Source organism: Nonomuraea sp. NPDC049758, assembly GCF_040674635.1.
Classification (GTDB): Bacteria; Actinomycetota; Actinomycetes; order Streptosporangiales; family Streptosporangiaceae; genus Nonomuraea.
Map to the genome: position 1 here is coordinate 1 of NZ_JBFAMZ010000034.1, position 26,006 is coordinate 26,006.

The 26,006-nt window shown below is 71.0% G+C and carries 25 protein-coding genes; 13 read left to right on the forward strand and 12 right to left on the reverse strand.

Features of this window, described 5'->3' with window-relative positions; translation table 11 throughout:
• Positions 1-175: 175 nt before the first annotated feature.
• Positions 176-655 (forward strand): DUF402 domain-containing protein, encoded by a 480-nt coding sequence (locus tag AB0J46_RS47595; protein ID WP_364342690.1) that lies wholly within the window; start codon positions 176-178, stop codon positions 653-655.
• Positions 656-1,476: 821 nt separating this feature from the next.
• Here AB0J46_RS47595 and AB0J46_RS47600 read toward each other — a convergent pair.
• Positions 1,477-1,932: a hypothetical protein gene (locus AB0J46_RS47600; RefSeq protein WP_364342693.1), complete on the reverse strand. Its 456-nt coding sequence runs from the start codon at positions 1,930-1,932 to the stop codon at positions 1,477-1,479.
• Positions 1,933-2,143: 211 nt separating this feature from the next.
• Here AB0J46_RS47600 and AB0J46_RS47605 point away from each other — a divergent pair, with 211 nt between their 5' ends.
• Entirely contained in the window at positions 2,144-2,833 is a 690-nt protein-coding gene (locus tag AB0J46_RS47605) for a hypothetical protein (RefSeq protein WP_364342696.1), read from the forward strand.
• Between the two features lie 502 nt (positions 2,834-3,335).
• Here the strand turns inward: AB0J46_RS47605 and AB0J46_RS47610 are convergent.
• The gene (locus AB0J46_RS47610) at positions 3,336-4,592 is read right to left on the reverse strand and encodes a glucarate dehydratase family protein (protein WP_364342699.1); all 1,257 of its coding nucleotides are present in this window, start codon (positions 4,590-4,592) and stop codon (positions 3,336-3,338) included.
• Positions 4,593-4,699: 107 nt separating this feature from the next.
• Between AB0J46_RS47610 and AB0J46_RS47615 the strand changes: the two genes are divergently transcribed.
• Positions 4,700-6,172, forward strand: a complete 1,473-nt coding sequence (locus AB0J46_RS47615) for an aldehyde dehydrogenase (NADP(+)) (protein ID WP_364342702.1) — start codon at positions 4,700-4,702, stop codon at positions 6,170-6,172.
• 60 nt (positions 6,173-6,232) lie between these two features.
• On the opposite strand, the gene AB0J46_RS47620 is transcribed toward AB0J46_RS47615, so the two are convergent.
• From AB0J46_RS47620 to AB0J46_RS47640, 5 genes are all read right to left on the reverse strand, one after another.
• On the reverse strand, positions 6,233-7,141 hold the full coding sequence (locus AB0J46_RS47620; protein ID WP_364342705.1) for a 5-dehydro-4-deoxyglucarate dehydratase: 909 nt from the start codon (positions 7,139-7,141) through the stop codon (positions 6,233-6,235).
• Between the two features lie 24 nt (positions 7,142-7,165).
• Positions 7,166-7,927: an IclR family transcriptional regulator gene (locus AB0J46_RS47625; RefSeq protein WP_364342708.1), complete on the reverse strand. Its 762-nt coding sequence runs from the start codon at positions 7,925-7,927 to the stop codon at positions 7,166-7,168.
• A 66-nt stretch (positions 7,928-7,993) separates the two neighbouring features.
• Positions 7,994-8,854, reverse strand: a complete 861-nt coding sequence (locus AB0J46_RS47630) for a carbohydrate ABC transporter permease (RefSeq protein ID WP_364342711.1) — start codon at positions 8,852-8,854, stop codon at positions 7,994-7,996.
• On the reverse strand, positions 8,851-9,777 hold the full coding sequence (locus tag AB0J46_RS47635) for a sugar ABC transporter permease (RefSeq protein ID WP_364342714.1): 927 nt from the start codon (positions 9,775-9,777) through the stop codon (positions 8,851-8,853). Before AB0J46_RS47635 ends, AB0J46_RS47630 begins: the two co-directional genes overlap by 4 nt.
• A complete protein-coding gene (locus AB0J46_RS47640) occupies positions 9,774-11,081 on the reverse strand; it encodes a sugar ABC transporter substrate-binding protein (protein ID WP_364342717.1) in 1,308 nt (435 codons plus the stop codon). The genes AB0J46_RS47635 and AB0J46_RS47640 overlap by 4 nt, the downstream gene beginning before the upstream one ends.
• Positions 11,082-11,216: 135 nt before the next feature.
• Here AB0J46_RS47640 and AB0J46_RS47645 point away from each other — a divergent pair, with 135 nt between their 5' ends.
• From AB0J46_RS47645 to AB0J46_RS47655, 3 genes are all read left to right on the forward strand, one after another.
• Positions 11,217-12,011 (forward strand): NAD(P)-dependent oxidoreductase, encoded by a 795-nt coding sequence (locus tag AB0J46_RS47645; protein ID WP_364342720.1) that lies wholly within the window; start codon positions 11,217-11,219, stop codon positions 12,009-12,011.
• Between the two features lie 82 nt (positions 12,012-12,093).
• On the forward strand, positions 12,094-13,056 hold the full coding sequence (locus AB0J46_RS47650) for a LacI family DNA-binding transcriptional regulator (protein WP_364342723.1): 963 nt from the start codon (positions 12,094-12,096) through the stop codon (positions 13,054-13,056).
• Positions 13,053-13,988 (forward strand): aldose epimerase family protein, encoded by a 936-nt coding sequence (locus tag AB0J46_RS47655; RefSeq protein ID WP_364342726.1) that lies wholly within the window; start codon positions 13,053-13,055, stop codon positions 13,986-13,988. Before AB0J46_RS47650 ends, AB0J46_RS47655 begins: the two co-directional genes overlap by 4 nt.
• Here AB0J46_RS47655 and AB0J46_RS47660 read toward each other — a convergent pair.
• On the reverse strand, positions 13,978-16,440 hold the full coding sequence (locus tag AB0J46_RS47660) for a SpoIIE family protein phosphatase (RefSeq protein ID WP_364342729.1): 2,463 nt from the start codon (positions 16,438-16,440) through the stop codon (positions 13,978-13,980). The genes AB0J46_RS47655 and AB0J46_RS47660 overlap by 11 nt on opposite strands.
• 51 nt (positions 16,441-16,491) lie before the next feature.
• Positions 16,492-16,824: a hypothetical protein gene (locus AB0J46_RS47665; protein WP_364342732.1), complete on the reverse strand. Its 333-nt coding sequence runs from the start codon at positions 16,822-16,824 to the stop codon at positions 16,492-16,494.
• Positions 16,825-16,909: 85 nt separating this feature from the next.
• Here AB0J46_RS47665 and AB0J46_RS47670 point away from each other — a divergent pair, with 85 nt between their 5' ends.
• Positions 16,910-17,617, forward strand: coding sequence for a GntR family transcriptional regulator (locus tag AB0J46_RS47670; RefSeq protein WP_364342735.1), 708 nt, complete (start codon positions 16,910-16,912; stop codon positions 17,615-17,617).
• On the opposite strand, the gene AB0J46_RS47675 is transcribed toward AB0J46_RS47670, so the two are convergent.
• Entirely contained in the window at positions 17,601-17,750 is a 150-nt protein-coding gene (locus tag AB0J46_RS47675) for a hypothetical protein (RefSeq protein ID WP_364342738.1), read from the reverse strand. The genes AB0J46_RS47670 and AB0J46_RS47675 overlap by 17 nt on opposite strands.
• 412 nt (positions 17,751-18,162) lie before the next feature.
• On the opposite strand from AB0J46_RS47675, the gene AB0J46_RS47680 reads away from it, so the two are divergent.
• From AB0J46_RS47680 to AB0J46_RS47705, 6 genes are all read left to right on the forward strand, one after another.
• Positions 18,163-20,673 (forward strand): DNA translocase FtsK 4TM domain-containing protein, encoded by a 2,511-nt coding sequence (locus AB0J46_RS47680; protein ID WP_364342741.1) that lies wholly within the window; start codon positions 18,163-18,165, stop codon positions 20,671-20,673.
• Between the two features lie 77 nt (positions 20,674-20,750).
• Positions 20,751-21,515 carry a helix-turn-helix domain-containing protein gene (locus tag AB0J46_RS47685; RefSeq protein ID WP_364342744.1) on the forward strand — a complete coding sequence of 255 codons (765 nt, stop codon included), beginning with the start codon at positions 20,751-20,753 and terminating at the stop codon, positions 21,513-21,515.
• A gap of 58 nt (positions 21,516-21,573) precedes the next feature.
• Complete coding sequence (rimO, locus tag AB0J46_RS47690; RefSeq protein ID WP_357985699.1) at positions 21,574-22,983, forward strand: 30S ribosomal protein S12 methylthiotransferase RimO; 1,410 nt, start codon at positions 21,574-21,576, stop codon at positions 22,981-22,983.
• Positions 22,980-23,552, forward strand: coding sequence for a CDP-diacylglycerol--glycerol-3-phosphate 3-phosphatidyltransferase (pgsA, locus tag AB0J46_RS47695; RefSeq protein WP_357985696.1), 573 nt, complete (start codon positions 22,980-22,982; stop codon positions 23,550-23,552). The genes rimO and pgsA overlap by 4 nt, the downstream gene beginning before the upstream one ends.
• Before the next feature lie 8 nt (positions 23,553-23,560).
• On the forward strand, positions 23,561-24,052 hold the full coding sequence (locus AB0J46_RS47700; protein ID WP_364342748.1) for a nicotinamide-nucleotide amidohydrolase family protein: 492 nt from the start codon (positions 23,561-23,563) through the stop codon (positions 24,050-24,052).
• A gap of 286 nt (positions 24,053-24,338) precedes the next feature.
• Positions 24,339-24,695 carry a helix-turn-helix transcriptional regulator gene (locus AB0J46_RS47705; RefSeq protein ID WP_352323171.1) on the forward strand — a complete coding sequence of 119 codons (357 nt, stop codon included), beginning with the start codon at positions 24,339-24,341 and terminating at the stop codon, positions 24,693-24,695.
• Here the strand turns inward: AB0J46_RS47705 and AB0J46_RS47710 are convergent.
• Both AB0J46_RS47710 and AB0J46_RS47715 read right to left on the reverse strand, forming a co-directional pair.
• Positions 24,692-25,471 (reverse strand): DNA-formamidopyrimidine glycosylase family protein, encoded by a 780-nt coding sequence (locus AB0J46_RS47710; RefSeq protein ID WP_364342751.1) that lies wholly within the window; start codon positions 25,469-25,471, stop codon positions 24,692-24,694. The genes AB0J46_RS47705 and AB0J46_RS47710 overlap by 4 nt on opposite strands.
• An 84-nt stretch (positions 25,472-25,555) precedes the next feature.
• Complete coding sequence (locus AB0J46_RS47715) at positions 25,556-26,005, reverse strand: Rrf2 family transcriptional regulator (protein ID WP_352323159.1); 450 nt, start codon at positions 26,003-26,005, stop codon at positions 25,556-25,558.
• Between the last annotated feature and the right edge of the window lies 1 nt (position 26,006).

Sequence of the window (26,006 nt, forward strand, 5' to 3'; positions counted from 1 at the left end):
CCACCTGCCCGACCGAGCGGTCACCGCGCCGGCACAGCTCGACGATCTCGGCTTTGAACTCCGGCGTGAACGAGCGGCGAGGACGCGGCTTCTTCTTCCCCATGCTCTCCATCATGGACATCCTTCCGGGGACGAGCCCCTGATCTCAGATGTCCGTCAAACCGGATCAAGCCCAGTGTTTCGGAAGTACGGCGAGGCGTTGCACTGGAACCATCCGGGCACGGTGCTCGGAGACGATCAATACGGGGTTTGGGTGGCCGTGCCCGGAGGGACGGTTGCCCGCAAGGGGGATGGGCCGGCCATCACCTGGGACAACCACGCGATCATGCTGTTCCCGCGGGATGCCTGGTGGACGGCATCGTTCAATGCGGCACCGCATCGCACTGAGGTCTATGTGGATGTCACCACGGTTCCCGAGTGGCGAGATGGCGAAGTCACTATGTTCGATCTCGATCTCGACGTGATCAGGAAGCGGGATGGGCGGCTCATTCTCGACGATGAGGACGAGTTCGCCGAGCATCAGGTGGTGCTGGGGTATCCGCCGGAGTTGATCGCCGGGGCGGAGGCGAGCGCGCGGTGGCTGATGGACGCGGTCGGGGCTCGTAGAGGGCCGTTCGGGGGAGCGCACGTGAAGTGGCTTGCGATGATGGAATGAGCGCCGTCGGTCCGGATGGTGGGTGGAGTGGGCGGCAGGCTCGGGCCTGCGCCGGCGGCTGACACGGCGGGGTGTGTTGGGGTGTCGGGTGGGTGGCTGGCGTTGGTCAGGTGGGTGACCTTGGGTTCCGGACGGTGATGGGGGGCTGGGGGGCATCTGGGCTGTGATGTGAATCTTGCGCTCGTTGAGGTGCGGCGGATTGCCTGTGTCATGGCCGGTTGTTGGAGAGCGGCTGTTTGCGGCTTCCTTTGCTCACGCTGATAGGTGAGTGGTTGCCCGCCTGTGGCTGCGCCGAGGTGGGCAAACGATGATCGTGGCAGGGCGGTCTGCGACCTTCGCCAGGTGGCCGAGCACGCTTGGGGGGCGATCGCCGCTTGGGGCTTCGGCTTGCAGGGCGAGCCATCAACGAGCCATCAACGAGCCATCAACGAGCCGCCAGCGAGCTCGTGCGGGCTGTCTGGTGTGAGTCCGAGGGCTTGGAGATCGACGCGTGTCTGGTGCATCGCTGTTCTCTGCGATGGTGGCTCGTTTCGTGACGGAGGCATCGGTGGGTGAGGAGTGAGGCACCGTTGGGTTGGTGTCTGTCTCTCTGAGGGGGTGAGGTGCCGGGCCACGGGGCGGCGCCACTGATCAGGTGGTTCCGTGTTTCGGTGAGTTGTCGGCGGCTGCCCTGTTGGCGGTGAGGAGTGGGGCTCGCTGTGGGCTGCACCGTTGGTGGTCTCTTGGGAGCTCAGGGCCCGCTGTTGGCTTGGTTCGGAACGGTGATCGGTCAGTGGTTCGTGGTGGGGCTTCGGGGGCTGGTGCAGGCCGTTGGAGTGCGGCTACTTGAAGAGGCGGAGCGCGGTTGCGATGGCGGAGAGGCGATGGGGGGACGCCAGGCCTGCGTGGTAGAGGTGGAATTCTGAGGCGCCGGCATCGGCGTACATCTTCAGTTGTTCGGCCAGGGCGGCTGCGTCGGCGGGGCGGGGTGGGAGGGTCAGGACGTAGGCGCCTACTCGTTGGCCGGGTGTGCACAGGTTCGCCAGGGCTGTGAGGCGGGCGGCGTCGGTGCGGGTGTCGCCCCAGCAGTTGCCCACGAGGACGTTCAGGTTCGGGTCGCCCGAGGGGAGGGCGGCGAAGGCGCCGGTGGCCCACGGGTTCGGGTCGGCGTGCAGCGTGATGGGGATGTTCGGCGCTGTTCGCCGGGCGGCTGAGATGAGGCGGTGGCGGAGGGAGGCTGACAGTCTCACCCGGGTTGCTCTTACCTCGTTGGCGAGGGGGCCGAGGGCGAGGTCCATCGTGTCGATGGGGTGGCGGGGGGTGGGATGGCCGGTGGTGTCCGAGGTGGCGGGGGTGCGGACCGTGGTGCTCTGAAATGACGGAGCAGCGCCTTCGGTCGCTACGACCCGGGTGCCTGGCACGGGGTCCCGTGAGGCTCGGGGCGCCGAACCTCGTGCTTCTGGGGCTCTGTTCTCTGAGGTGAGGGTCCGTGAAGGTGGGGCCTCTGAGGTGAGGGTCCGTGAGGGTGGGGTCTCTGAGGCTTGGGCCCCCGAAGTGGTGGTCTCTGAGGCTTGGGCCCCTGAAGTGGGGGCCCCTGAAGTGGGGGCCCCTGAAGTGGGGGCCTCTGAGGGCGGGGTTTCTGAGGTTGGCCGACCGGAGGCTGGCGTCTCCGAGGCTGACGCCTCTGGGGCTGAGAGCCCGGGAGTTGGGGTCTCCGTGGCTGAGGGCCACGGGGGTGGGGTGCCTAAGAGCGGGGTGCTCAGGAGCGGGGTGCCGGGGCCTGGGGAGGGGGGACTCGGGGGGTGGGGGGCTCGGGAGACGGCCTGTGCGCTGCTTGGAGCTGTGGGCAGCGCGCCTTTCGTGCGTGTGGCCGCGGTGGTGTCGGTTGGGGACAAGGAGGCCGCGGTGGTGTCGGTTGGGGGAGGAGAGGTCGCGGTGGAGCTGGTTGAGGTGTCGGCAGCCGAAGGGGCGGTGGTCGGGATTTCGGAGGCAATGGCGGGGTTGGTTGAGGCGGGTGGGGGGTTGGTTGGGAGGGGGAGGGTGGCGGAGGGGGGCTTGGCGGTGTCGATGGTGGTGCGGACTTGTGCGGCGGTTTCCGGAGGGTATTGGGGGGCGCAGGTGGTGCAGAAGCACAACGAGAGGAGGGCGGCGTCGGTGGGGGTCCAGTCGGCCCCGGACGTCTTCTCGTGCACGCCCTGATGCCCGAACCCCATCGGCCCGCACGCCTCCAGGATCAGGCCGTCCGGCTCGGCGAGGGTGAGGATCTCCGTGACGAGGGTCTCGCAGTACGCCAGGACGTCCTCATGGGCGGGGCAGAGCGCGTACGGGTACGGGTCGCCGAAGGCGTTGCGCACGACCACCTCGGGGAACCGGGTTCCCAGGTAGGAGTTGTGCGTGAGGACGGCCCAGGCATGGACCTTCAGGCCGGCCTGCCGCAGGGCCGTCTGGGCCTGGAGGTAGGCGTCCGGCGGGGTCCAGGTGGGGGCGGCGGGGACCAGACGGGACCAGGCATGGGGGCGGATCGGCAGGTAGAAGGCGGGATGGGGGACGTCCAGGACGCGGTGTGCCGGGTGGTAAGGCGTGGCGGCGCGGGTGGAGTGGTAGCCGGCGGCCAGGGCGATCGTGTCGACGCCCAGCTCGGCCAGACGGGCGGGGGCGGCCGGGTCGCCGACGACGTCCCAGGGGTAGACGTAGGCGACGTTCACCAGCGCGGGATCTTCGCGGAGAAGGAAGGTTCGACGCGGCGCATGTAGGCCGTGTCGTCGCGGGCGCGGAGGCCGCAGGTCTCGTACTGCTCGTGCATGACCGCCAGCGCGTCGCGGTCCAGCTCGACGCCCAGGCCCGGGCCGGTGGGCACCGGCACGGATCCGTCGACGAAGCGCAGGCTGCCGGGGAGCACCACGTCCTGGCCGTCCTGCCAGGGGGTGTGGGTGTCGCAGGCGAAGGTCAGGTTCGGGGTGGCGGCGGCCAGGTGGGTCATCGCGGCCAGGCTGATGCCGAGGTGGGAGTTGGAGTGCATCGACAGGTCCAGGCCGAAGGTGCCGCAGAGGGTGGCGATGTGCGCGGATCGTACGAGGCCGCCCCAGTAGTGGTGGTCCAGCAGGAGCACGCCGATCGCACCGGCGGCGATGGCGGGCGGCAGGTGTTCGGGGGTGACGACGCACATGTTCGTGGCGAGCGGCATCGGGACGGCCCTGGCCACCTCGGCCATGCCCGCGATGCCCGGCGTGGGGTCCTCCAGGTACTGCAGGACGCCGTCGAGTTCGCGGCCGACGCGGATGGAGGTCTCGACGGTCCAGGCGGCGTTGGGGTCCAGGCGGAGGGGGACGCCGGGGAACGCCTCGTGCAGGGCGCGGATGCCGGCGATCTCCTGGTCGGGTGGCAGGACGCCGCCCTTCAGCTTGATCGAGGAGAAGCCGTGCTCCTTGATCAGGAGGCTGGCCTGCGCCACCAGGGCCGCCTCGTCGAGGGCCGGGCCGAAGCGGTCGGGGTCCGCGCCGGGGTGGCCCGCCCACTTGTAGAAGAGGTACGCGCTGTAGGGGACGGCGTCGCGGACGCGCCCGCCGAGCAGGTCCACGACGGGCACGCCGGCCGCTTTGCCGCGGATGTCCAGGCAGGCCACCTCGAAGGGGGAGAAGACCCGGTCGACGCTCTTCTCCTTGGTGGCGACGCCGGTCAGTCCGTGCAGGTCGGTGACGACGTCGCCGACGGTGGCCACGATGCGGGCGTACATCTCGTTGGTCGCGTGGATGTCGAGCCCGAGCAGGACCTGCGCGCACTCGCGGACCTTGGTGAGGTGGCCGAGGTCGCCGTAGGTCTCGCCCAGTCCGGAGATGCCCTCGTCCGTGACGATCTCGACGATGGTCCGCAGGGCCCACGGCTCGTGCACGCCGGCGGCGTTGAGGAGGGGCGGGTCCCGGAAGGCGACGGGGGTGACGTGGATCTGCCGGATAATCATTTCAGAACCGCCGTCCATATATGTGAACAATAGCCAGATTTGTGGACAGGTTGCCGCAACTGTAAGAATCGGGCCGAGACAGTGTCAAGACTCCGAAGGGCCACTCGATGATCTACGGATACGACCCCAGGACCGGTGAGACCGCGGGCAGCGGCCTGCCCGAGGCCGACAGCGCCGGGGTCGACTTGATCGTCTCCGCGGCGACGGCGGCCGGCGCCGCGTGGCGCGCCACCCCGGCGGACGAGCGGGCGGCGGCGCTGGAGGCCGTCGCCGACGCGCTCACCGCGCACGTGGACGAACTGTGGCAACTCGCCGACCGGGAGACCGCGCTCGGAGAGGCACGGCTGCGGGGCGAGGTGGCACGTACGGCCGGCCAGTTCCGGCTTTTCGCCCAGGTCGTCAGGGACGGCGGTTACCTGGAGGCCGTCATCGACCACGCGGACCCGGCGCTCACGCCGCCGCGGCCGGACGTGCGGCGGATGAACCATCCGCTGCCCGGGGTCGTCGCGGTGTTCGCGGCGAGCAACTTCCCGTTCGCGTTCTCGGTGGCCGGTGGGGACACCGCCTCGGCGCTGGCCGCGGGGTGTGCCGTGGTGGTCAAGGCGCATCCGGGGCATCCGCATACGTCCGAGCGGGTGGCGAAGATCGTACGGAACGCCCTGCCCTATCCGGACCTGCTCGGGCTGGTGCAGGGGATGCAGGCGGGCGCCGACCTGGTACGCCACCCGCGGGTGGTCGCGGCCGGGTTCACCGGGTCGGTGGCGGGCGGCAAGGCGATCCGGAAGCTGATCGACGAGCGGGAGACGCCCATCCCCTTCTACGGCGAGCTGGGCAGCGTCAATCCCGTGGTGGTGCTGCCGTCGGCGCCGGCGCAGGAGGTGGCGAGCGGGTTCGCGGCGTCGCTGACGCTGGGGGTCGGCCAGTTCTGCACGAACCCGGGGCTCGTGTTCGTGCCCGAGGACGACGAGTTGCGCAAGGCGCTGGTCGCGGCGGTGGAGGGCACGAGCGGCGGCCCCATGCTGGCCGAGCGGATCAGGGACGGGTATCTGGGCGGGCTCGGCCGGCTCGGCGAGCTGACCCTGCTGGCGGAGGGGAAGCCGGGGGAGGGGGCCTGGGCGGTGGCGCCCAAGGTGTTCACGACCGATCTGGAGTCGTTCGGCGAGCGGCTGCCGGGGATCGCGGAGGAGTGCTTCGGACCGGCGGCTGTTGTGGTGACTTATCGGGAAGTGTCGGAACTGAGGAGGGTGCTGGAGCGCCTGGAGGGGTCGCTCACGGCGACCGTTCACGGCGGTGATCCGGACGAGGCCGAGGCGATCGTCGAGGTGCTCGGCCGGAAGGCCGGGCGGCTGATCTGGAACGGATGGCCGACCGGGGTGGCGGTCTGCTGGGCGATGCACCACGGTGGGCCGTGGCCCGCGTCGACGTCGGCGTACACGTCGGTGGGGGCGACGGCGATCGGGCGGTGGGTGACGCCGGTCGCGTACCAGGACTGGCCGGAGGCGCTGCTCCCGGACGAGCTCAAGGACGCCAACCCCCTCGGGATCCCGCGCCGGGTGGACGGCCGCCCGCGGACGGCGTGACAGGCCGCCCACGGTCCGGGAGAGCGGGCCCACCAGGCGCTTCTCGAAGCCAACAGTGGGTCAGGGCGTGGCCAGTTCGAGGCCCCTTGCGGTGAGGTGGCGCAGGGTGGCCAGGTGGTCGGGGGCCGGGTCCGTCAGGGGCGCGCGGACGCCGCCGACGTCCAGCCCCCGCATCCGCACGCCTGCCTTGACCAGCGAGACCGCGTACCCCGGCACCAGGTCCCGCAGCTCCACCAGCGGCAGGTAGAACCCGGTGAGCAGCCGCCGCACGAGCAGGTCGTCCCCGCCGGTCACCGCCTGGTGGAAGGCCAGCGCGATCTCGGGCGCGAAGGCGAACACGGCGCTGGAGTACAGGCTCACCCCGAGCCCCCGGTAGGCGGGCACGGTCAACTCGGCGGTGGGCAGCCCGTTGAAGAACGTGAACTCCCCGGCGGGCGCGGCCGCCCGGACGGTCAGGATGATGCGCTGGAGCAGGTCGAGGTCGCCCAGCCCGTCCTTGAAGCCGATCACGTTCGGCAGGGCGGCGAGCTCGGCCACGGCGGCGGGGGAGAAACGCGCGTTCCCCCGCTGGTAGATGACGACCGGCAGGTCGGTGGCCGCCGCGACCTCCCGCACGTACCGCACCAGCCCCGCGGGAGGGGCGCTGACCAGGTACGGCGGCAGCAGCAGCAACCCGTCGGCGCCGCTGTCGGCGGCGGCCCGCGCGGTGGCCCTGGCGGTGGGCAGCGGGCCGCCCGCGCCGCCGAACACGGGCACGCGCCCGCCCGCAGCCGCCACCGACGTGGTCATGACCTTGGCGTAGTCGGCGAGGTCGAGGGCGTTGTACTCACCGGTGCCGCAGGCGGCGAACACTGCTCCCGCCCCGGCCGCGACCCCGGCGGAGACGTGCTCGGCCAGCACCGGCTCCGAGACGGCGCCGTCGCCGTCGAAGGGGGTCACGGGAAAGAAGAGAACACCATCCAGCCGCATCGGCAGTCCTTCCAACGAGGGGGTCTAGCGGATGCCCTCCCTGCGCAGAGTGGCAGCCAGCTTGCGGGTGTGCTTGATCACCGCTTCGGTGACGCGCTCGATCCCGGCGGGCGGCAGCGCGGCCGGCATCGAGCAGCTGATCGCGTCGGTGGCCGGGATGCGGTAGTCGACCGCCACGGCCACGCAGGCCACGCCGGGGGTGCCCTGCTCGCGTTCGAGGGCCCAGCCGCGGGTGCGGACCTGGTCGAGCTCGCCGGTCAGCTTGGTCAGGTCGGTGATGGTGTGCTCGGTCAGCGCCCGCAGCGGGTCGGGCAGCAGGGCCACGACCTCGTCGTCGGTGAGCTGGGCGAGCAGCACCTGGCCGAGCGCGGTGACGTGGGCGGGCAGCCGCCGGCCCACCCTGGGGATCACGTGACCGGCCTCGCGCGACTCGCGGGTGGCCAGGTAGAGGACGTGGGCCTCGTCTCTGCGGGCGAAGTGCACGGTCTGGCCGATCTCGTCGCGCAGGTCCTCCAGGGTCTCCTGGGCGAAGCGCAGGGCCGGGTCCTTGTCGAGGTAGGCGGTGCCGGTCAGCAGGGCGTGCGGCCCGATGCCGAACGCCGACCTGGTCGTGTCGGTCTCGACCCAGTTGAGCTCGACGAGGGTGCGCATGAGGGCATGGAGGCTGCTGCGCGGGAAGCCGGTGCGCCGCTGGAGCTCCGACAGCGTCATGGGGGCGGCGGACTCCGCCAGGGTCTCCAGGATGCGTACGGTCCGCTCGGCGGACTTGACCAGCTGTGGCTCCATACTCGTCCCATCTCGGCGGCGGCTTCAGGGTGTCAGGATATGGGATCCCGTCCAGATACATGGACATCAACCCTTGATCGCGCCACTTGTCAGGCCCCGCATGAACTGCCGCTGGAACGCCAGGAACGCGATGATCGACGGCAGCAGCGCCAGCAGCGAGGCCGCGAGCAGCACGCCGATGCCGACCTCCTCGTCGGAGCGGAGCGAGCGCAGGGCGATGGGCAGGGTCCAGGTGCTGGAGTCCGTCGAGACGATCAGCGGCAGCAGGTACTGGTCCCAGATCATGGTGAAGCCGAAGACGCCGATCACGCCGAGCGCCGGACGGCACAGCGGCACGATGATCGTCGCGAAGACGCGCAGCTCGCCCGCGCCGTCGATGCGGGCCGCCTCCTCCAGCTCGACCGGCACCTCCTTCATGAACTCCGTCATGACCAGGATCGAGAAGCCCCAGGCGCCGACGGGCAGGATCATCCCGGCGTACGTGCCGATCAGGTTGAGGTGCAGGACGGGCAGGTCGGCGAGGACGAGCGACAGCGGGATCGCGATGATCTCCTCGGGCAGCATCATCGTGGCCAGCATGAGCAGCATCACGACGGTCATGCCGCGGAACCGCTTGCGCGCCAGCGAGTACGCCGCGAACACGCTCACCAGCAGTTGCAGCAGCAGCCCGAACCCCACGACGACGAAGGAGTTGACCAGGTACAGGTAGACGTTCTTCTCCCCGGCCTGGACGAAGTTCTCCAGCGTGAGGTCATCCGGCCACAACGAGAAGGACGTCGGGTCGAGCGTCCTGCTGAACGCGCTGACCAGCAGCCCCACCAGCGGCCCGGTGAACACCAGGACCATCGCCGAGTAGAGCACGACCTTCCCGGCGGTGGCCGCCGGCCCCTTGCGCGCCTCCAGGCCCAGGGCGCTGTCGAACCTCATGTCGCCTGCCTCCTGCGCAGCGTCTGCACGACGAGGGTGAGCGCCAGCGTGGCCAGGAAGAGCACGATCCCGCCCGCGGCGGCCACCCCCAGCTCGTTCTTCTGGAAGCCGAGCTTGTAGATCAGCGTCATCAGCACCTCCGACGAGCCGTTGGGGCCGCCGTTGGTCAGGACGTAGACCTCGACGAACACCCGCAGCCCGCGGATGGCGGCCAGCGTGAACAGGATCCAGAACACCGGCCGCAACGCCGGCAACGTGATGTGCCGCAGCCGGTGCCGGGTGGCGGCGCCGTCGACGGCGGCGGCCTCGTACAGGCTGCGGTCCACGCCTACCAGGCCGGCCAGGAAGATCATCATGTCGTACGGCGTCCCGCGCCAGACGCTCATCATCATGATCGACCAGAGCGAGGAGTCCTCGCTGCCCAGCCACGGCTGCGGATCGACGCCTGCCCAGCCGATGACGACGTTGAGCAGGCCGGTGTCGCCCGGATGGAACATGATCCGCCACACCTCGGCGACCGCCGCCATCGTGGTGACGACCGGGAGGAAGGCCGCGGTCCTGACGAACCACAGGTAGCGGGCGGGCCCCTCGATGAGCAGCGCGAGCACGAGCCCGAGCAGGAGCGAGCCGACCGTGGTGCCGAGCGCCAGCACGAGACTGTGCCAGGCGGCCGAGACGAACGCGTCGTCCGCGATGATCGTGCGGTAGTTGCCGAGGCCGACCCATTCGTCGGAGGCGTACTGGACCTTGTTGAAGCTCTTCCACAGGCCGAGGGCCATCGGGATGAACTTGAAGTAGAGGAACAGCAGCAGGGCGGGCGCCAGGAACAGCCAGGCGACCAGCGTCCCGCGCCGCCGCGGCCGCCCGGCGCGGCGGCGCGGGGCGGCCGTCGTGGCCGGCGTCCCCGTGGCGGTCGCGGTCATGACGCTTTCTGGCTCTGCAGTTCCTGGTTGAGCCTGGCGGTCAGCTCGGCCATCCTGGCCTTGACGTCGGCGCCGCAGTCGGCCCACACGGTGTTGATGACGTCGGCCGAGTCCTGCCGGATGGGCGCCCAGTTGGGCACCGGCGGCGCGTAGACGGCGTGCTCGTAGGACTCCTGGAACACCTTCCAGCGCGGGTCCTGCCGTTCGGTGGCCAGGTCGACGCCCTTGTTCACGGGCAGGCGGACGATGGCGCCGTTGGCGTCCTTGTTCATGCCGATCCGCTGGCCTTCGGGGGAGATCGCGAACTCGGCGAACTTCTTCTGGGCGTCGGCCAGGTCCGAGCCGACCATGAGGTAAACGTTCTCGCCCTCGCCGAGGGTGCCGGGGCCGCCGGACGGGCCCTTGGGCACCGGCAGCACCTCGATCCTGTCTGTCCCGACGCTCTTGACGAACCGGGCCAGCACGTACGGCCCGACCAGGTAGATGCCGCCCTGCCCCTTCTCGAACACCTCGTGCGTGACGGTGGTGTCGTTGCTCACCGCGCCCGGATTGACCGTCTTGCTCTTGCAGAACTGGTCCTGGAGGAACTGGACGGCCTCGACGGTCCTGGGGTCGTCCGTCATCGCGGCGAACTTGCCGGGTCCGGTGGGCTTCACGAAGTCGCCGCCGTTGGCGTAGACGAGGGAGGAGGCGTACCAGGAGGCGTAGCCGCGTTTGGTGCCGGCCGGGATCACGAAGCCCGCGGTGTTCCGCTGCCCGTCGCCGTCCGGGTCCTTCTCGGTGAAGGCGCGGGCCAGCGCGGCCAGGTCGGCCCAGGTCGCCGGCGGTCGCATGCCGACCTTCTCCCGCCAGTCCTTGCGCACGATCAGGGCGAAGGCCTGTGCGGAGAAGGGCGCGCCGTAGAACTTGCCGTCGGAGCCGGTGGCCGCCTTCCAGGCCAGGTCCGAGAGCTGGTCGCCGCCGGCCAGCCGGCCCTTGTCGACCTCCTGCAGCCAGCCCTGCGCATGCATGTTGCCGAGTTGGGCGGTGTCGTTGATGACGATGTCGGGAAGCGCCTTCTGGGCGGCCTGCTGGTTGAGTTTCGTCTCGAAGTCGTCGAAGAGCGCGACGACTTTGGTCCTGACCCCGGCGGTCTTGGTGAAGGCGTCGGCGAGTTTCACCGCCGTCTTCGCGGAATCGGAGTCGGGCGGTTGCCTGATCCAGATCTCCAGCGTGTCGTTCCTGCTCGATCCCCCGGAACCGCAGCCCGTCAGCGTTGCGGCCAGGGCCGCGGCGAGCGCGGCCCTCAGCAAACGGCGTGACATCAGACCGCCTCCCGTTCACATACGTGGACACGTGTCGTGTGTATGAACTTGTTCCTGTGAAGGTAACTATCGCGGGGCAAGGCGGTCAATATTCAAGTATGTGAATTTGAATCAGAATTGTGTACAACGGTTGGCATGCGCATTCTGATGACCGGCGCCGCGGGAAAAGTCGGCACGCTGCTCCGTCCGCGGCTCGCCCGTCCAGGCCGTACGCTGCGGCTCTGCGACCTCCGGCCCGTCGAGCCGGGCCCGGGCGAGGAATGGGCGGGCGCCGACCTGGCCGACCGCGCGGCCATGGCCGAGGCCATGAAGGGCGTGGACGCCGTCCTCCACCTGGGCGGCCAGAGCCGCGAGCACCCGTGGGAGGACATCGTGCACGCCAACGTCAACGGCACCCAGGTCCTCATGGAGGCCGCCAGGAACGAGGGCGTGCGGCACCTGGCGCTCATGGGCAGCCACCACGCGGCCGGCTTCCACACCAGGCCGCGGGACGGCTCCGACCTGCCCGACTACGCCTTCCCGCGGCCCGACACCTTCTACGGCGTCAGCAAGGTCGTCATGGAGGCCCTGGGCAGCCTGTACCACGACCGGTTCGGCATGAACGTGACCGTGATCAGGCTCGGCACCTGCAACGAGGGCTCGGCCGACACCCGCGGCCTGGCCACCTGGATCTCGCCGGGCGATCTCGCCCGTCTGGTGGAGGCCGCGCTGGTCGCGCCCGGCTACCACGTCGTCTGGGGCGTCTCCGGCAACGCCCGCCGGTGGTGGTCGCTGGAGGAGGCCCGCCGCCTCGGCTACGAGCCCCGCGACGACTCCGAGCCCCAGGCCGCCGCCCTCGTCGCCGAACAGGGCGAACCCGACCTGTCGGACCCGGTGCACGACCGCGCCGGCGGGATGTTCACGCTCAACGAACTCGGCGGCTCCTGGTAGGCAAACGGTTGCAGAAACCTTGACGCCGGGACCGCCGAAGGTCAAGGCTTGGCTCTGGCAACCGTTTGCAAGGAGGACGGCCATGACGGTGACGATCAAAGACGTCGCCCGCGCCTGCGGCGTGCACGTGTCGACCGTCTCGCGCACGTTCTCGGCGCCGCACCTGGTCAATCCTGCCACGCGGAACCGGGTGCTGGCCGCCGCCGACGACCTCGGCTACCGGCCCAACAGGGCGGCCAGGGCGCTGACGACCGGCCGCACGTTCAACCTCGGCCTCATCGTCGCCGACATCGCCAACCCCTTCTTCCCGCCGCTGATCAAGGCCGCGCAGGCGCAGGCGCGGGGGCGCGACTACCACGTCTTCGTGGCCGACACCGACGAGGATCCGCGGGTCGAGGAGGAGCTGATCCGCACGTTCGCCAAGCAGGTGGACGGCGTGCTGCTGTGCAGCCCCCGGCTGTCCAACCGGATGATCGAACGCCTGGCGGAGGACGTGCCGTTCGTGCTGGTCAACCGGCGGATCAAGGGCATGCCCGCGGTGCTGATGGACGTCGGCAAGGGCGCCAGGCTCGCGCTGGAGCACCTGGCCGGGCTCGGCCACCGCAGGATCGCCCTGCTGTCCGGCCCGCCCGGCTCGTGGACCAGCAACGAGATGCAGGCCGCCGCGGCCGAGATGCCGGGCCTCGACCTGCTGTTCTTCGGCCCCAACCAGCCCACCGAGTCCGGCGGCCTGGCGGTGGCGCCGGAGGTGGCCGCCTGCGGGGCGACCGGCGTGCTGGCCTACAACGACCTCGTCGCGCTGGGCCTCATCGAAGGGCTCACCGCGATGGACGTCGAGGTGCCGGGCCGGATCAGCGTGATCGGGTTCGACGACATCCTGCCGGGGCGGCTCGGCCGGCCCAAGCTCACCACGGTGGCGATGCCCGCCGCGGTGGCCGGCCGGATGGCGGTCGATCTGCTGCTGCAGTCAGAGGGCGAGGGCGCGGTGATCAACCTGGACACCGACCTCATCGTCCGCGAGTCCACGGGAAGGGCCAACTCATGATCTTCGGAACGCTGCCGTCGGGGGAGACCGTCGAGCGCGTGGAGCTGTCGTCCGGACGGCTGCGCGCCGAGGTGCTGACCTACGGCGCCGTCCTGCGCTCGCTGGCGGTCTCCGGCCTCGACGTCGTGCTCGGCCTGGACACGCTGGAGGACTACCGCACCCGCAGCCGCTACTTCGGCGCCGTGGTCGGCCGCTACGGCAACCGCATCGCCGGCGGCCGCTTCACCCTCGACGGCCGCGAGCACCGCCTGCCGGTCAACAACGGCCCCAACAGCCTGCACGGCGGCACCGAGGGCTTCGACGGCAAGGTCTGGACGATCACCGCTCGCACCCCCGCCTCCGTCACCCTCGAACTGACCAGCCCCGACGGCGACCAGGGCTACCCCGGCACGCTCACCGCCGCGGTCACCTACACCCTGGAGGACGACGCCCTCCGCCTCGACTACACCGCCGAGACCGACGCGCCGACCGTGCTCAACCTCACCAACCACTCCTACTTCAACCTGACCGGCGGCGGCGACGTGCTCGGCCACCTGGTCAGGCTGGACGCCGCCCACTACCTCCCGGTGGACGACGGCAAGATCCCCACCGGGGAGCTCGCGCCGGTCAAGGGCACCCCCTTCGACTTCACCGAGCCGCACGCGGTGGGCGAGCGGATGGGCGGCGCCTACGACCACTGCTACGTGCTCGACGGCGACATCGAGGTCAGCGCGGGCGGCCTGACCATGCGGGTGACCACCACCGAGCCGGGCGTGCAGTTCTACACGGGCGGCATGCTCGACGGGGTGGCCACGCCGTACGGGCCCTTCGCCGGGTTGTGCCTGGAGACCCAGCACTTCCCCGACTCGCCGAACCAGCCGCACTTCCCCTCCACCGTGCTGCGGCCCGGCGAGCGCCACACCTCCTCGACCACCTACCGCTTCACGGCCTGACCCCGCGCAGCTCCGTCGCGGCCTTGATGACCAGCAGCGCCACGTCGTCGTGTGACGGCTCCTGGGCGAACGTCTCGACCGCGTGCCGCACGCGTTCGGCCACCGCGTGGGCGCTCAGTCCGCGGCAGGTGGACAGCAGCGCCGACAGGCCGTCGTCGTCGTCGAGCAGCCGGTCGCCGTCGCGCCGCTCGGTCACGCCGTCGGTGACGCACAGCAGCACCTCCTCCGGCGCCAGCTCGAACGTCTCGACGTAGAACCTGGCGCCGGCCTCGACGCCGAGCAGCAGTTGCGGCGCGGCCACCGTGTCGACCGCGCCGTCGGCGCGCAGCAGCAGCGGCGGCGGGTGCCCGGCGGACGCGATCGTGCACAGCGCGCCGCCCTGGGGCAGCGGGATCAGCTCCCCGCACAGCAGGCTCAGGAAACGGCCGTCGTCGCCCTCCTCCAGCAGGGCCTGGTTGAGCCGGTCGAGGATGTCGGCCACCGTGTAGTGCTCCTTGGCCAGCAACCGGACGGCGTGCCGGGCCAGGCCGGTCACCGCGGCCGCCTCGGGGCCGCTGCCGCACACGTCGCCGAGGGCGAAGCACCAGTGGTCGGAGACGGTGAACAGGTCGTAGAAGTCGCCGCCCACGTCGGCGCCCTCCTCGGCCGGCTCGTAGACGACCGCCGACTCCAGACCAGGCATGGGGGCCACGCGCATGGGCAGCAGGCTGCGCTGCAACACCCGGGAGGTGGTCGCCTGGCGGGCGTACAGCATGGCGGTGTGCAGGTTGAGCGCGACCAGCCGGCACAGGTCGGCCAGCAGGTCGGCCAGCTCCAGCGGCAGGGTCGGCTCGGCGCGGCCGATCACCAGCGCGCCGTGCGACCTGCCCTGCGTGAGCAGCGGGAACGACAACACCGTCTCGGGGCCGACCGGCCAGCTCACCTCGTTGAGCGCGGTGCGCGGGATCGCCGGCAGCGACCTGCGCAGGGTGGCGTTGTAGCGCTCCTCGCTGTGCCAGACGTGCGCGAGCCTGGTCATGCCCGCCAGGTCGGTCAGGTAGACCGCCGCCCACGTCGCGATCTTGGGCACGACGAGCTGCGCGGTCAGCGCGGCGATCAGCTCCTCGTCGTGCACCCCGGCCAGCAGCTCGCCCGCCTCGGCCAGGAACGACAGCCGGCCCCGGTGGGCGCGCTCGCGCTCGGCCAGCCGCTCGCGCTGCACCGGCACGGCCACCTGGTCGGCGATGTGCTGCAGGCTGACCGTGAGCTCCTGGTCGAAGCGGCCCGGCTGGGCCGCGGTCACCACGATGTAGCCGGTCACCTCGCCGCCCACGCTCATCGGCGCGCACGCCAGCGACCTGGCCCGCAGCTGCTGGGCCAGCTCGACGTCGCCGGCCAGCAGGTCGTCGATCATCGACGGCGTCCTGCCGTCGGGGCCGAACACGCCTGCGGCCAGCACGCCGACCAGCCCCGCCGTCGCGCCCGCGCCCGCCGCCACGCCGAACCGGTCGCCGCCCTCGGCGGCCAGCAGCACGTACGCCGCGTCACCGCCGCTGCTGGTCTGGACGATCCGCGCGATGGTGTCCAGCAGCTCCGCGAACGGCATGTCCCGGTCGAGCAGGTCCTTGATCCGCCGCCCGGCCTCTCTGCGCAGCGGCGCGGCCGGCGGCGTCAGCACGTAGCGGTGGTCGCCGGCCACCATCATCCAGATCGACCGCCGGTCCTCCGGCCCGCCGCGGCTGCGCACGTGGGAGACGTAGACGGGGATCAGCCGGCCGTCGCGGTGGCGCATGCGCGCCTCGCCCCGCCAGCGGCCCAGGGACAGGGTGCCGGTCAGGGACATGGCGTACGGGCCGTGGCCGCGCCAGGCCACCAGGTCGGCCAGCGGCCTGCCGACGGCCTGCTCGGACGTCCAGCCCAGCAGGTGCTCGGCCTCGGAGTTCCACGACTGCACGGTCCCGTCGCCGTCGGCGAGCAGCACCCCGACGTGCAGCCCCTCGATGGGCGCGGCCACGGTGGCGGGCGCCAGGCCCGGCGTGCCGACCATGACCTCCTGGTGGTCGGGCCCGTCGGTCAGCTCCATCCGGACCCACACCCGTTTGGCGGTCCTGGTGTAGGTGACGCCCCACGCGTCGGCCAGCATGGCGGCCAGCGCCAGCCCGCGCCCGGACGTGCGCGCGGGGTCGGTGGACATGGCCTCGGGGGTCGGGACCGTCCTGCCGGGCCGGTGGTCGTCGACCTCGATCTCCAGCCTGGCCGGGCTCGCCGCGACGTCGAGGCGGCAGGTCAGTTCGATGCCGGTGCCCGCGTGCAGCACGGCGTTGGTGACGAGCTCGCTGGTCAGCAGCACCGCGTCCTCCGTCAGGTGGCTGAGGCGCCACTCGCCGAGCACCTGGCGGATGAAGCGGCGCGCGTGCGCCGGGGCGTGCGGAGTGCCGTCGAAGGCTGTGCTCGACACTCTGGTCGTGTCCACTGTGCGTCCTAGAACATCACTCGTTGTGGCAGTTCGGTCACAGTCAGAGTGTCAGATGGGTGCCGTTGATACCTCCGGTTGTGAAGAAGGTGCTCCCGGCTGACGCACGTCCCGCAACAGGCCGGCCAACGGCGCCGCGGCGGCCGCCACGACCGCGCCCAGGAAGCGCCCGGCCTCGCGCTCGTCGGGCAGCACCTGCGTCACCATGCCGAGGTCCACCGCGTAGTACACGCCGTCGCCGCCGCGCAGGTCGGCGATGAGCCGGAGGCCGGCGACCAGCCGGGCGTCCTCGGGGGCGAGGGTGTGCGGCTGCGTCGAGCGGTAGAGCACGCCGGGACGCAGGGAGGTCGCGGTGGCGGCGTCCCGGAGGTTCGGGAGGGCCATGGGTCATATATGAGTGGGCGGTCTGCGGAAAGGCGGCCCGCATGTGGCCGGAGGATGAACCCTGCGGCACCTTTAAGGTGTTCACGTGCCACGACAAGCCCGCTACCGGGAGATCGCCCAAGTCCTCGGCAGGTCCATCGAGTCGGGCGAGCTGGCGCCGGGCGAGCGCCTGCCGACCGAGGACGCGCTGGCCGAGCGCTACGGGGTCCACCGGCTGACCGCCCGTCAGGCGATGGTGGAGCTGCGCAAGGCCGGCCTGGTCGAGACCCGGCAGGGGCTCGGGAGCTTCGTCAGGCGGGCGCCGCGCCGGATCGAGGTCTCCGTCGACCCCGAGACGCGCCGGTACCGCCCTTCGGACATCGCGGGCATGGCGGGCGTGTTCGGCGGCGGCGAGCGGGTCGTGGAGCGCGCGGAGACGGCGCATCCGGTGGCCGCCGGCCACCTGCGGCTGCCCGGCGGTGTCGTGCACGAGATCACCACCCTGCTCCGCAACGCCGAGCGGCCCTGCGTGCTCAGCCGCTACCGCCTGGCCCCCGAGCTGGCCGGGCTGCGCCTCGACGCCAGGGCGGGCGTGCTCGCCTCGCTGGAGGCCGGCGGGCACGCCTACCGCTACGCCTGGCACGCCATCTCGGCCGAGCCCGCCGACCTGCACGACCAGAGCATGCTGGAGATGGAGGCGGGCGAGGCGGTGCTGGTGCGGGAGGGGCTGCTCACGCACGACGGGCAGCCCCTGTGTCACGTCGAGCGGCGCTGCCGCGGCGACATGATCTCGTTCGTCACCCGATATGACTGAGCAGGACCTCGGTGTCCAGCTCGTAGACCGGCGGCGCGGCCGACAGCGGCACGAGCCGCACGTCCGTCCCCGCCAGGGCGCGGGCCAGCCGTTCCGGCTCGCGCAGGCCGATGCCGTCCATGAGGGGCAGCACGCTGGGGATCGGCGGGTGGTGCAGCCCGCGCGGAAGGCCGCGCGCTCGTCGTGGTTGCCCATGGCCGTCACGACGACCGCGCCGAGCGCCCGCGCGGCCTCCCCGGCCGCCTCCGCCGGCAGCCGGTACGCGGCCAGGTCCCCCGACAGGACGGCGGCGGCGACGTCCGTCCCTGAGGCCAGGACGGCGGCCGGCGCGGCCCGCAGGGCGCTCACCGGGCCGCCGAGCCGTGCAGCGGCCCCTCGGGCATGGCATGGACGTCGGCCAGATGGATCAGCGTCTACGTCATGACCGCGGACGATGCGCGACGCCACTGACCGTGATCAGCCATCTATATGAATACAGTAGGACATTTCGGGCGCACGGCGCGTCTCCGCGCGTGCGACGCCGTCTCCGACGTACCTTTGGCATCATGGCCACCCGTACGCCGAAAAGCGCATCGAAGGGGCCGGCGAAGCGGTCGACCTCGCCTCGATCGACCCCCGCGAAGCGGCCGGCCACGGCGGCGGGGCGACCGAGGGCGAAGGCCGCGAGCTCCGGTCGCAAGTCCTCCGTGACCCATCCCGACCCGATCAGCTGGGTCTTCACGATGATCGGCAAGCTGATCGTCGGGCTGTGGATGCTGCTCGCCAACGGCATCGGCAGCACCGCCCGGGCGCTCGGCAAGAACGCCCGCGAGCTCGACCCGGCGCACCGGCGCGACGGCGTGGGCCTGTCGGTGCTGGCCGGCGCGATCGTGCTGGCCTCGATGACCTGGCGCAACCCCGAGGGCACGGTCTCCGGCGTCGTGAACACCGTCGTGCACGCCGTGTTCGGCTCGCTGGCCTGGGCGCTGCCGCTGCTGTTCGGCCTGCTGGCCTGGCGCTACCTGCGCCACCCCGACCAGAACGCCGACACCGGCCGCATGGTCATCGGGTGGAGCGCGCTCATGGTCGGCGTGCTCGGCGTCATCCACGTGGCCAACGACACCCCCTACCCGGCGGGCCAGGGGCAGGGCATGGACAAGGTGTCGGCCGCCGGCGGCATGATCGGGTTCATCGTGTCGGCGCCGCCGATGAGCATCCTGCCGTCCTGGATCACGATCCCGCTGCTGCTGCTCCTGTCCGGGTTCGGCGTGCTGGTGATCACCGCCACGCCCGTCCACCGCATCCCCGAGCGGCTGTCGGAGCTGCGGCACATGTTGTTCGAGCGGCACGCCGAGCCGCTCGCGCCGCGCGAGCCCGCCAAGCGCCGGCCGCGGGCCAAGAAGGCGGAGGTCGAGGGGGCCGAGACGGTCAAGCCGTACGACACGCCGGTCATCGCCGAGAAGGACAAGCTGGCCGACCACTCGCCGGAGATCGTGCCGGGGCTCGTCGACGGGCCCACGGACGAGGAGCCGTCCGTGCCCGAGCGCAGGCCGGAGCCGCCGGAGCCCACGCCCGCGCCGCGCAAGGTCGAGCAGCTCGTGCTGTCGCCGCAGGCGGGGCCGTACAGCCTGCCCGACCTGCAGTTCCTCAAGCCGGGCACCGCGCCCAAGCCGCAGACCAAGGCCAACACGACCGTGGTCAACGCGCTGACCAGCGTGCTGGAGCAGTTCTCCATCGACGCGCAGGTGATCGGCTTCACCCGCGGCCCGACGGTCACCCGCTACGAGATCGAGCTGGGGCCGGCGGTCAAGGTGGAGAAGGTCACCGCCCTCACCAAGAACATCGCCTATGCCGTCAAGTCGGCCGACGTCCGGATCCTGTCCCCGATCCCCGGCAAGTCGGCGATCGGCGTCGAGATCCCCAACGCCGACAAGGACCTGGTCGCGCTCGGCGACGTGCTGCGCTCCCAGGTGGCCCAGGCCGACCACCACCCGATGATCGTGGGCCTGGGCAAGGACGTCGAGGGACGGACCATCGTCGCGAACCTCGCCAAGATGCCCCACCTGCTCATCGCGGGCGCGACCGGCGCCGGCAAGTCGGTCTGCGTCAACGGCCTCATCACCAGCATCCTCATGCGCTCCACCCCCGACGAGGTGCGCATGGTGCTGGTCGACCCCAAGCGCGTCGAGCTCAGCGTCTACGAGGGCATCCCGCACCTCATCACGCCCATCATCACCAACCCGAAGAAGGCCGCGGAGGCCCTGGAATGGGTCGTGGGCGAGATGGACCGCCGCTACGACGACCTGGCCGCCAGCGGGTTCCGGCACGTCGACGAGTTCAACAAGGCCGTGCGCGCGGGCAAGCTCGTGCCGCCGCCGGGCAGCGAGCGGGTCTACCAGCCCTACCCGTACCTGCTGGTGATCGTGGACGAGCTGGCCGACCTCATGATGGTGGCCCCGCGCGACGTCGAGGACTCGATCGTGCGCATCACGCAGCTCGCCCGCGCGGCCGGCATCCACCTGGTGATCGCCACCCAGCGGCCCTCGGTCGACGTCGTCACCGGCCTGATCAAGGCCAACGTGCCGTCCAGGCTGGCCTTCGCGGTGTCGTCGCTGACCGACTCGCGGGTCATCCTCGACCAGCCGGGCGCCGACAAGCTGGTCGGCCAGGGTGACGCGCTGTTCCTGCCGATGGGCGCGAGCAAGCCCATCCGGATCCAGAACGCGTACGTCTCGGAGAAGGAGATCGCCGAGATCGTCACGCACTGCAAGGAGCAGATGCAGGTCGAGTACCGCGACGACGTGGCCGCCGCGCCGGTCAAGCGGGAGATCGACGAGGAGATCGGCGACGACCTCGATCTGCTGATCCAGGCCGCCGAGCTGATCGTGACCACCCAGTTCGGCTCGACCTCGATGTTGCAGCGCAAGCTGCGCGTCGGCTTCGCCAAGGCCGGACGGCTGATGGACCTGCTGGAGAGCCGCAACGTGGTGGGCCCCAGCGAAGGCTCCAAGGCCCGAGAAGTGCTGGTGAAACCGGACGATCTGCCCGGCCTGCTGGCCGACCTGCGTGGCGAATGACCCCAATGCACGGGTCCACGGCGATAACTGATTGAATATGAACCACTACGCACTGTCGTGGTGGGGAGGCGTTCGCTGTGCAGGAACAGAGCATCGGGGCCATGCTGGCAGCGGCCAGGCAGGCGGCGGGAATGACGGTCGCGCAGGTCAGCGCGGCGACCCGGATCAGAGAAACGATCATCAACCGGATCGAGCAGGAAGACTACGAACAGTGCGGGGGCGGGTTCTATGCCCGCGGTCACGTCAAGGCCATAGCCAAGGTCGTCGGGCTCGATCCCGAGGCCACGGTCCACCTGTTCGACCAGCAACACGGCGGGGCGCCGCAGCCCGTCCGCGCCGCCGCCGTGTTCCAGGCCGACCGCACGCTCGCCCTGCGCGAACGCCGGGGGCCCAACTGGACGATGGCGCTCGGCGTGGCGCTGGCCGTCGTGGTGGTGTTCGGCACGGTGCGCGTGCTCGGCGGCGCGAGCGACCAGGTGCGCACCGCCGACGTGCACGCCATCACGCCCAAGCCCAGCGTGCCGCCGAACACGCCCATCACCGAGGGGCCCAGGGCCGCGGCGGGCAAGGGCAAAGCGGGCAAAGGCATGGTCACCCTGAAGATCGAGGCCAGGCGTACGTCGTACGTGAACGTGCGCGACGGTCAGGGCCGGATGCTCTTCGCCGGGATGTTGAAGGCCGGAGACAGCTCGACCTGGCGGGCCGCCGAGAAGGTCAGCCTGCTCCTCGGTGACGCCGGAGCGGTGTCCTTGCAGGTCAACGGCAAGAAGGTGGACAAACTCGGAGGCCGGGGCGAGATGGTGACCCGCTCGTTCGGCCTCGACGCGTCGCCTCCGAGGTAGTCCGGCGGGGAGGCCGTGCATCAGGTGGTGGCCAACTCCCGATACCGTAGTGTTCACCATGTCATCCCGCCGAACCGCATCGCTGATCACCCTGGGCTGCGCGCGCAACGAGGTCGACTCCGAGGAGCTGGCCGCGCGACTAGAGGCTGCCGGCTGGCAGCTGGGCGACGACGACCCCGACGTCGTCGTCGTCAACACGTGTGGCTTCATTGACTCGGCCAAGAAAGACTCCATCGACACGCTGCTCGCCGCCGCCGACTCCGGGGCGAAGGTGGTGGCCGCGGGTTGCATGGCCGAGCGCTACGGCAACGAGCTGGCCGAGGCACTGCCCGAGGCGAGCGCCGTCATCTCCTTCGACGACTACACCGAGATCGGCGGCCGGCTCGACGACGTGCTGGCCGGGCGTCCGCTCAAGCCGCACACGCCGCGCGACCGCCGCACCCTGCTGCCCATCTCGCCGGTCGAGCGCGGCAGCGCGCCCAAGACCGGCATCCCGGGCCACGGGGAGCTGCCCGACGGGCTCGCGCCCGCCAGCGGCCCGCGCGTGCTGCGCAAGCGCCTCGACGAGAGCCCGGTCGCCTCGCTCAAGCTGGCCTCCGGCTGCGACCGGCGCTGCACGTTCTGCGCCATCCCGGCCTTCCGCGGGGCCTACGTCTCGCGCAACCCCGACGAACTGCTCGCCGAGGCCGACTGGCTGGCTCATCGCGGCGTGCGCGAGCTCGTCCTGGTCTCGGAGAACTCCACCTCCTACGGCAAGGATCTGGGCGACCTGCGGGCGCTGGAGAAGCTGCTGCCGCAGCTCGCCGCCGTGCCGGGCATCGACCGGGTGCGGGTCAGCTACCTGCAGCCCGCCGAGCTGCGGCCGGGGCTGATCGACGTCATCACCGCCACCGAGGGCGTGGCCGACTACTTCGACCTGTCCTTCCAGCACGCCAGCGGCGGCGTCCTGCGCCGGATGCGCCGCTTCGGCGACCCCGAGCGGTTCCTCGGCCTCCTGGAGAGCGTGCGCAAGGGCGCTCCCGAGGCGGGCGTGCGCTCCAACTTCATCGTGGGCTTCCCGGGCGAGACCGAGGAGGAGTTCGGCGAGCTGGTCGGCTTCCTGGAGCAGGCCAGGCTCGACGTGATCGGCGTGTTCGGCTACTCCGACGAAGACGGCACGGAGGCGGCCGGCCTGCCGGGCAAGCTCGACCAGGAGGTCATCGACGAGCGTGTGCGCGTGCTCACCGAGCTGGCGGAGGAACTGACCGCCCAGCGCGCGGAGGAGCGCATCGGCACCGAGGTCGACGTGCTCATCGACGACGACCTGGGAGACGGCGGCTACGAGGGCCGGGCCGCCCACCAGGGCCCGGAGGTCGACGGCTCGGTGACGGTGCAGGGCATCGGCCTGGTCAAGGGACAGATCGTGCGCGCAGTCGTGGTCGACGCCGAGGGGGTTGACCTGATCGCGCGCATCAAGGCCAGTCCATGACCAGGGACGAGCGCCGCGTGGTGAGCCCGTGGAACATCGCCAACGTCCTCACGGTCCTCCGGTTGGCGCTCGTCCCCTTCTTCGTCGCATGCCTGTTCCTGCCCGGCACCGGCTGGCGGCTGGCCGCCCTGGGGGTGTTCGGGGTCGCCTCGATCACCGACCATCTCGACGGCGAGCTGGCCCGCCGCTACGGGCTGATCACCGATTTCGGCAAGATCGCCGACCCGATCGCCGACAAGGCGCTCACCGGGGCGGCGCTGGTGTGCCTGTCGATCCTCGACGAGCTGCCGTGGTGGGTCACGATCGTGATCCTGGGCCGCGAGCTGGGCATCACCCTGCTCCGGCTGGTTCTGTTGCGGCACGCGGTCATCCCGGCCAGCTACGGCGGCAAGGTCAAGACCGTGCTGCAGATCGCCGCGATCGTGCTCTACATCCTGCCGGGGGTGCCCGACCCGCTGCGATGGGTGGTGATGGGCGCGGCCCTCGTCGTGACCGTCGCGACGGGCGTCGACTATCTCGTACGGGCGGTCAAGCTGCGCCAGGTGGCCAGACGGGCGCGTGGGGAGTGATCTGAGCGATGGCGGACGTGGCCGAGGTTCTGGCCCTGCTGGTGCGGCAGGACGCCACCGTGGCGGTGGCCGAGTCACTGACCGGCGGGCTCATCGGGGCCGCGTTCACGTCGGTCTCGGGGGCGTCCAAGGCGTTCCGGGGCGGGGTGATCTCCTACGCCACCGATCTCAAGCACGATCTGCTGGGCGTGCCCGGGGAGCTGCTGAGCCGCGAGGGGGCCGTGCATCCCGAGGTGGCCGCGGCGATGGCCGAAGGGGTGGCCCGGGTGTGCGGGGCGGCATACGGGCTGGCCGTGACGGGTGTGGCCGGCCCCGAACCACAGGACGGAAAGCCCGTGGGCCTGGTGTACGCCGCGGTCCACGGCCCAGGCGGGGAGAACCTGGTGCGTGCGTTGAGCCTTGAGGGGTCGCGTGAACGTATCCGGGTAAGGACGGTGCACGAGGCAGTCGATCTCCTCGCAGGTGTGCTGAAGGCCAACAAAGGGGAACATTCCGGATGATTACCGTGTTACGTCCCGAGCGAACATGCGAAGCACGGTCTGACGCGGTGTCGGTGGATACGGGTACGGTGGAGCTGTGAGTGAGGTCCGTGAGCCAACTGCAAGCACCGAGCGCCCGGCAGGCGGGCCTGATGAGTCGCGCGACCAGGCACGAGCGGCAGACCCGGGGAGGCGACGCCCCATGATGACGGCGAGGAGTATGTACGAAGCCAAGAAGACCAATGTGCGGCACGATCCGATCGCGCGGGGCGTGGTGAAGACATCCACGCCGGGGAGGGAGCGACAGATGATTCTGCTGCGTCAGCTGCTCGGTGACGTGCTGAGGCGGTTGCGGGTGCGTCAGGGGCGCACGCTACGCGAGGTGTCCACGCTGGCGCGTGTCTCGCTCGGTTATCTTTCCGAGGTCGAGCGTGGCCAGAAGGAAGCCTCGTCCGAGCTGCTCGCGTCCATTTGCGGTGCCCTCGGTGTGCCGCTCTCGCAGGTGTTGCGTGAGGTTTCCGACCAGTTCGCGCTGGCGGAGCTCCAGGCTGCGCCTGTTCTGGCGGACATGCCCGAGCACGAGCGCCTGCCCCTTGCCGAGACGGTTCCCGGTTCGATCGGCGACACCGTGTTCCCCGAGGTCAAGGACATGGTGGCGGCCTAACGCGGCTGGCAGCCACCACACCACAGGATCAGCCTTTCCTGTGGCTGTGCCCCCATCTCCCCGCGGCTGATGCGCGTGCCGCATCGGCGACACGGTCTCCCTGCCCTGTCGTAGACCCAGGTCTGGTTCGCCGGGCGGCGATCACCTGTCGTCACCGTGCCGCCATGCACCTTGTTGGCCTCCAACAGCCGGTGGGCCAGCGTGACGAGCCCTTCGAGATCCTCGATCTCCCCGACCTTCCGCCACGGCCAGATCCCGCGCAGGAACAGGGTCTCGGCGCGATAGATCGTGCCGATCCCCGCCAGGTTGCGCTGATCGAGCAGCGCTTCGCCGATTGTCCTGTCCGGTGCCGCTCGTAGCCTTCGCACGGCCTCGCCCGGATCCCAGTCGGCGCCCAGCAGGTCCGGCCCCAGGTGCCCCACCAGGCGCTGCTCGTCGGCGGTCGTGACCAGGTCGACCATGCCGAGCTTGATCCCCACCGCCTGCCACTCCTCGTTGGCCAGGATCAGCCGCACCTGGTCGCCGCCGGCCGTGCGCCGGCCCGCGGGCATGACCCGCCAGCTTCCGTCCATGCGCAGGTGGGTGTGCACCGTCAGGCCGCCCTCGACCCGGGTCAGCAGATGTTTGCCCCTGGAGACGGTGGTGAGCACCGTACGGCCCCTCAGGTCCGCGGTGGCGTGCCGTGGGACGCGGAAGTCCGACCTGGTCAGCACGCGGCCGTCGAGCGCGCCGCGCAGGCGTGCCGCGGTGCGGTGGACGGCGTCTCCCTCGGGCATCCCTCCAGTCTAGGTACCCGCCTTCCGGCCGGGACGGCGGCCGTGGGCCCGAGGGCGCCCGCCGCCGGGCCCGGCCGGTGGTCGTCAGTCCCAGGCGGCGGGGTCGGCGGCGAGCTGGCGGACGCGCTCGGGAAGGCTGCCCGTGGCGACCTGTTCGAGCGTGACCTCCTCCAGGATGGCCCGCTCGGTGGCGCGCAACGCGATCCACACCTGCTGCAACGACTCGGCCGGACCCCGGTAGCCGACGTGTTCGGGACGCTCGCCCCGCACGTTGGCCAGCGGCCCGTCGACGGCCCTGATCACGTCGGCGAGCGAGATGTTCGCGGCGGGCCGGGCCAGCACGTAGCCGCCCTCGGGACCCCGCTGGCCGCGCACCAGGCCGGCGCGGCGCATCTGGAGCAGGATGTTCTCCAGGTATTTGGGAGGCATGTCCTGTTCCTTGGCGAGCTCACCCACGGTAGTCGGACCCGCGCCGGCTGCGGCGAGTTCAGCGGCGGCACGGAGGGCGTAGTCGACACGAGCGGAAAGGCGCATG

What these genes read in the sequence shown, in the direction of transcription:
- AB0J46_RS47630 (WP_364342711.1), bottom strand. Translation starts at nt 8,854, where the DNA reads ATGAGGTTCGACAGCGCCCTGGGCCTGGAGGCGCGCAAGGGGCCGGCG.
- AB0J46_RS47650 (WP_364342723.1), top strand. Translation starts at nt 12,094, where the DNA reads ATGACGGTGACGATCAAAGACGTCGCCCGCGCCTGCGGCGTGCACGTG.
- AB0J46_RS47600 (WP_364342693.1), bottom strand. Translation starts at nt 1,932, where the DNA reads ATGGACCTCGCCCTCGGCCCCCTCGCCAACGAGGTAAGAGCAACCCGG.
- AB0J46_RS47620 (WP_364342705.1), bottom strand. Translation starts at nt 7,141, where the DNA reads ATGCGGCTGGATGGTGTTCTCTTCTTTCCCGTGACCCCCTTCGACGGC.
- AB0J46_RS47615 (WP_364342702.1), top strand. Translation starts at nt 4,700, where the DNA reads ATGATCTACGGATACGACCCCAGGACCGGTGAGACCGCGGGCAGCGGC.
- AB0J46_RS47705 (WP_352323171.1), top strand. Translation starts at nt 24,339, where the DNA reads ATGATTCTGCTGCGTCAGCTGCTCGGTGACGTGCTGAGGCGGTTGCGG.
- rimO (WP_357985699.1), top strand. Translation starts at nt 21,574, where the DNA reads ATGTCATCCCGCCGAACCGCATCGCTGATCACCCTGGGCTGCGCGCGC.
- AB0J46_RS47710 (WP_364342751.1), bottom strand. Translation starts at nt 25,471, where the DNA reads ATGCCCGAGGGAGACGCCGTCCACCGCACCGCGGCACGCCTGCGCGGC.
- AB0J46_RS47610 (WP_364342699.1), bottom strand. Translation starts at nt 4,592, where the DNA reads ATGATTATCCGGCAGATCCACGTCACCCCCGTCGCCTTCCGGGACCCG.
- AB0J46_RS47625 (WP_364342708.1), bottom strand. Translation starts at nt 7,927, where the DNA reads ATGGAGCCACAGCTGGTCAAGTCCGCCGAGCGGACCGTACGCATCCTG.
- AB0J46_RS47665 (WP_364342732.1), bottom strand. Translation starts at nt 16,824, where the DNA reads ATGGCCCTCCCGAACCTCCGGGACGCCGCCACCGCGACCTCCCTGCGT.
- pgsA (WP_357985696.1), top strand. Translation starts at nt 22,980, where the DNA reads ATGACCAGGGACGAGCGCCGCGTGGTGAGCCCGTGGAACATCGCCAAC.
- AB0J46_RS47715 (WP_352323159.1), bottom strand. Translation starts at nt 26,005, where the DNA reads ATGCGCCTTTCCGCTCGTGTCGACTACGCCCTCCGTGCCGCCGCTGAA.
- AB0J46_RS47635 (WP_364342714.1), bottom strand. Translation starts at nt 9,777, where the DNA reads ATGACCGCGACCGCCACGGGGACGCCGGCCACGACGGCCGCCCCGCGC.
- AB0J46_RS47655 (WP_364342726.1), top strand. Translation starts at nt 13,053, where the DNA reads ATGATCTTCGGAACGCTGCCGTCGGGGGAGACCGTCGAGCGCGTGGAG.
- AB0J46_RS47645 (WP_364342720.1), top strand. Translation starts at nt 11,217, where the DNA reads ATGCGCATTCTGATGACCGGCGCCGCGGGAAAAGTCGGCACGCTGCTC.
- AB0J46_RS47640 (WP_364342717.1), bottom strand. Translation starts at nt 11,081, where the DNA reads ATGTCACGCCGTTTGCTGAGGGCCGCGCTCGCCGCGGCCCTGGCCGCA.
- AB0J46_RS47680 (WP_364342741.1), top strand. Translation starts at nt 18,163, where the DNA reads ATGGCCACCCGTACGCCGAAAAGCGCATCGAAGGGGCCGGCGAAGCGG.
- AB0J46_RS47700 (WP_364342748.1), top strand. Translation starts at nt 23,561, where the DNA reads ATGGCGGACGTGGCCGAGGTTCTGGCCCTGCTGGTGCGGCAGGACGCC.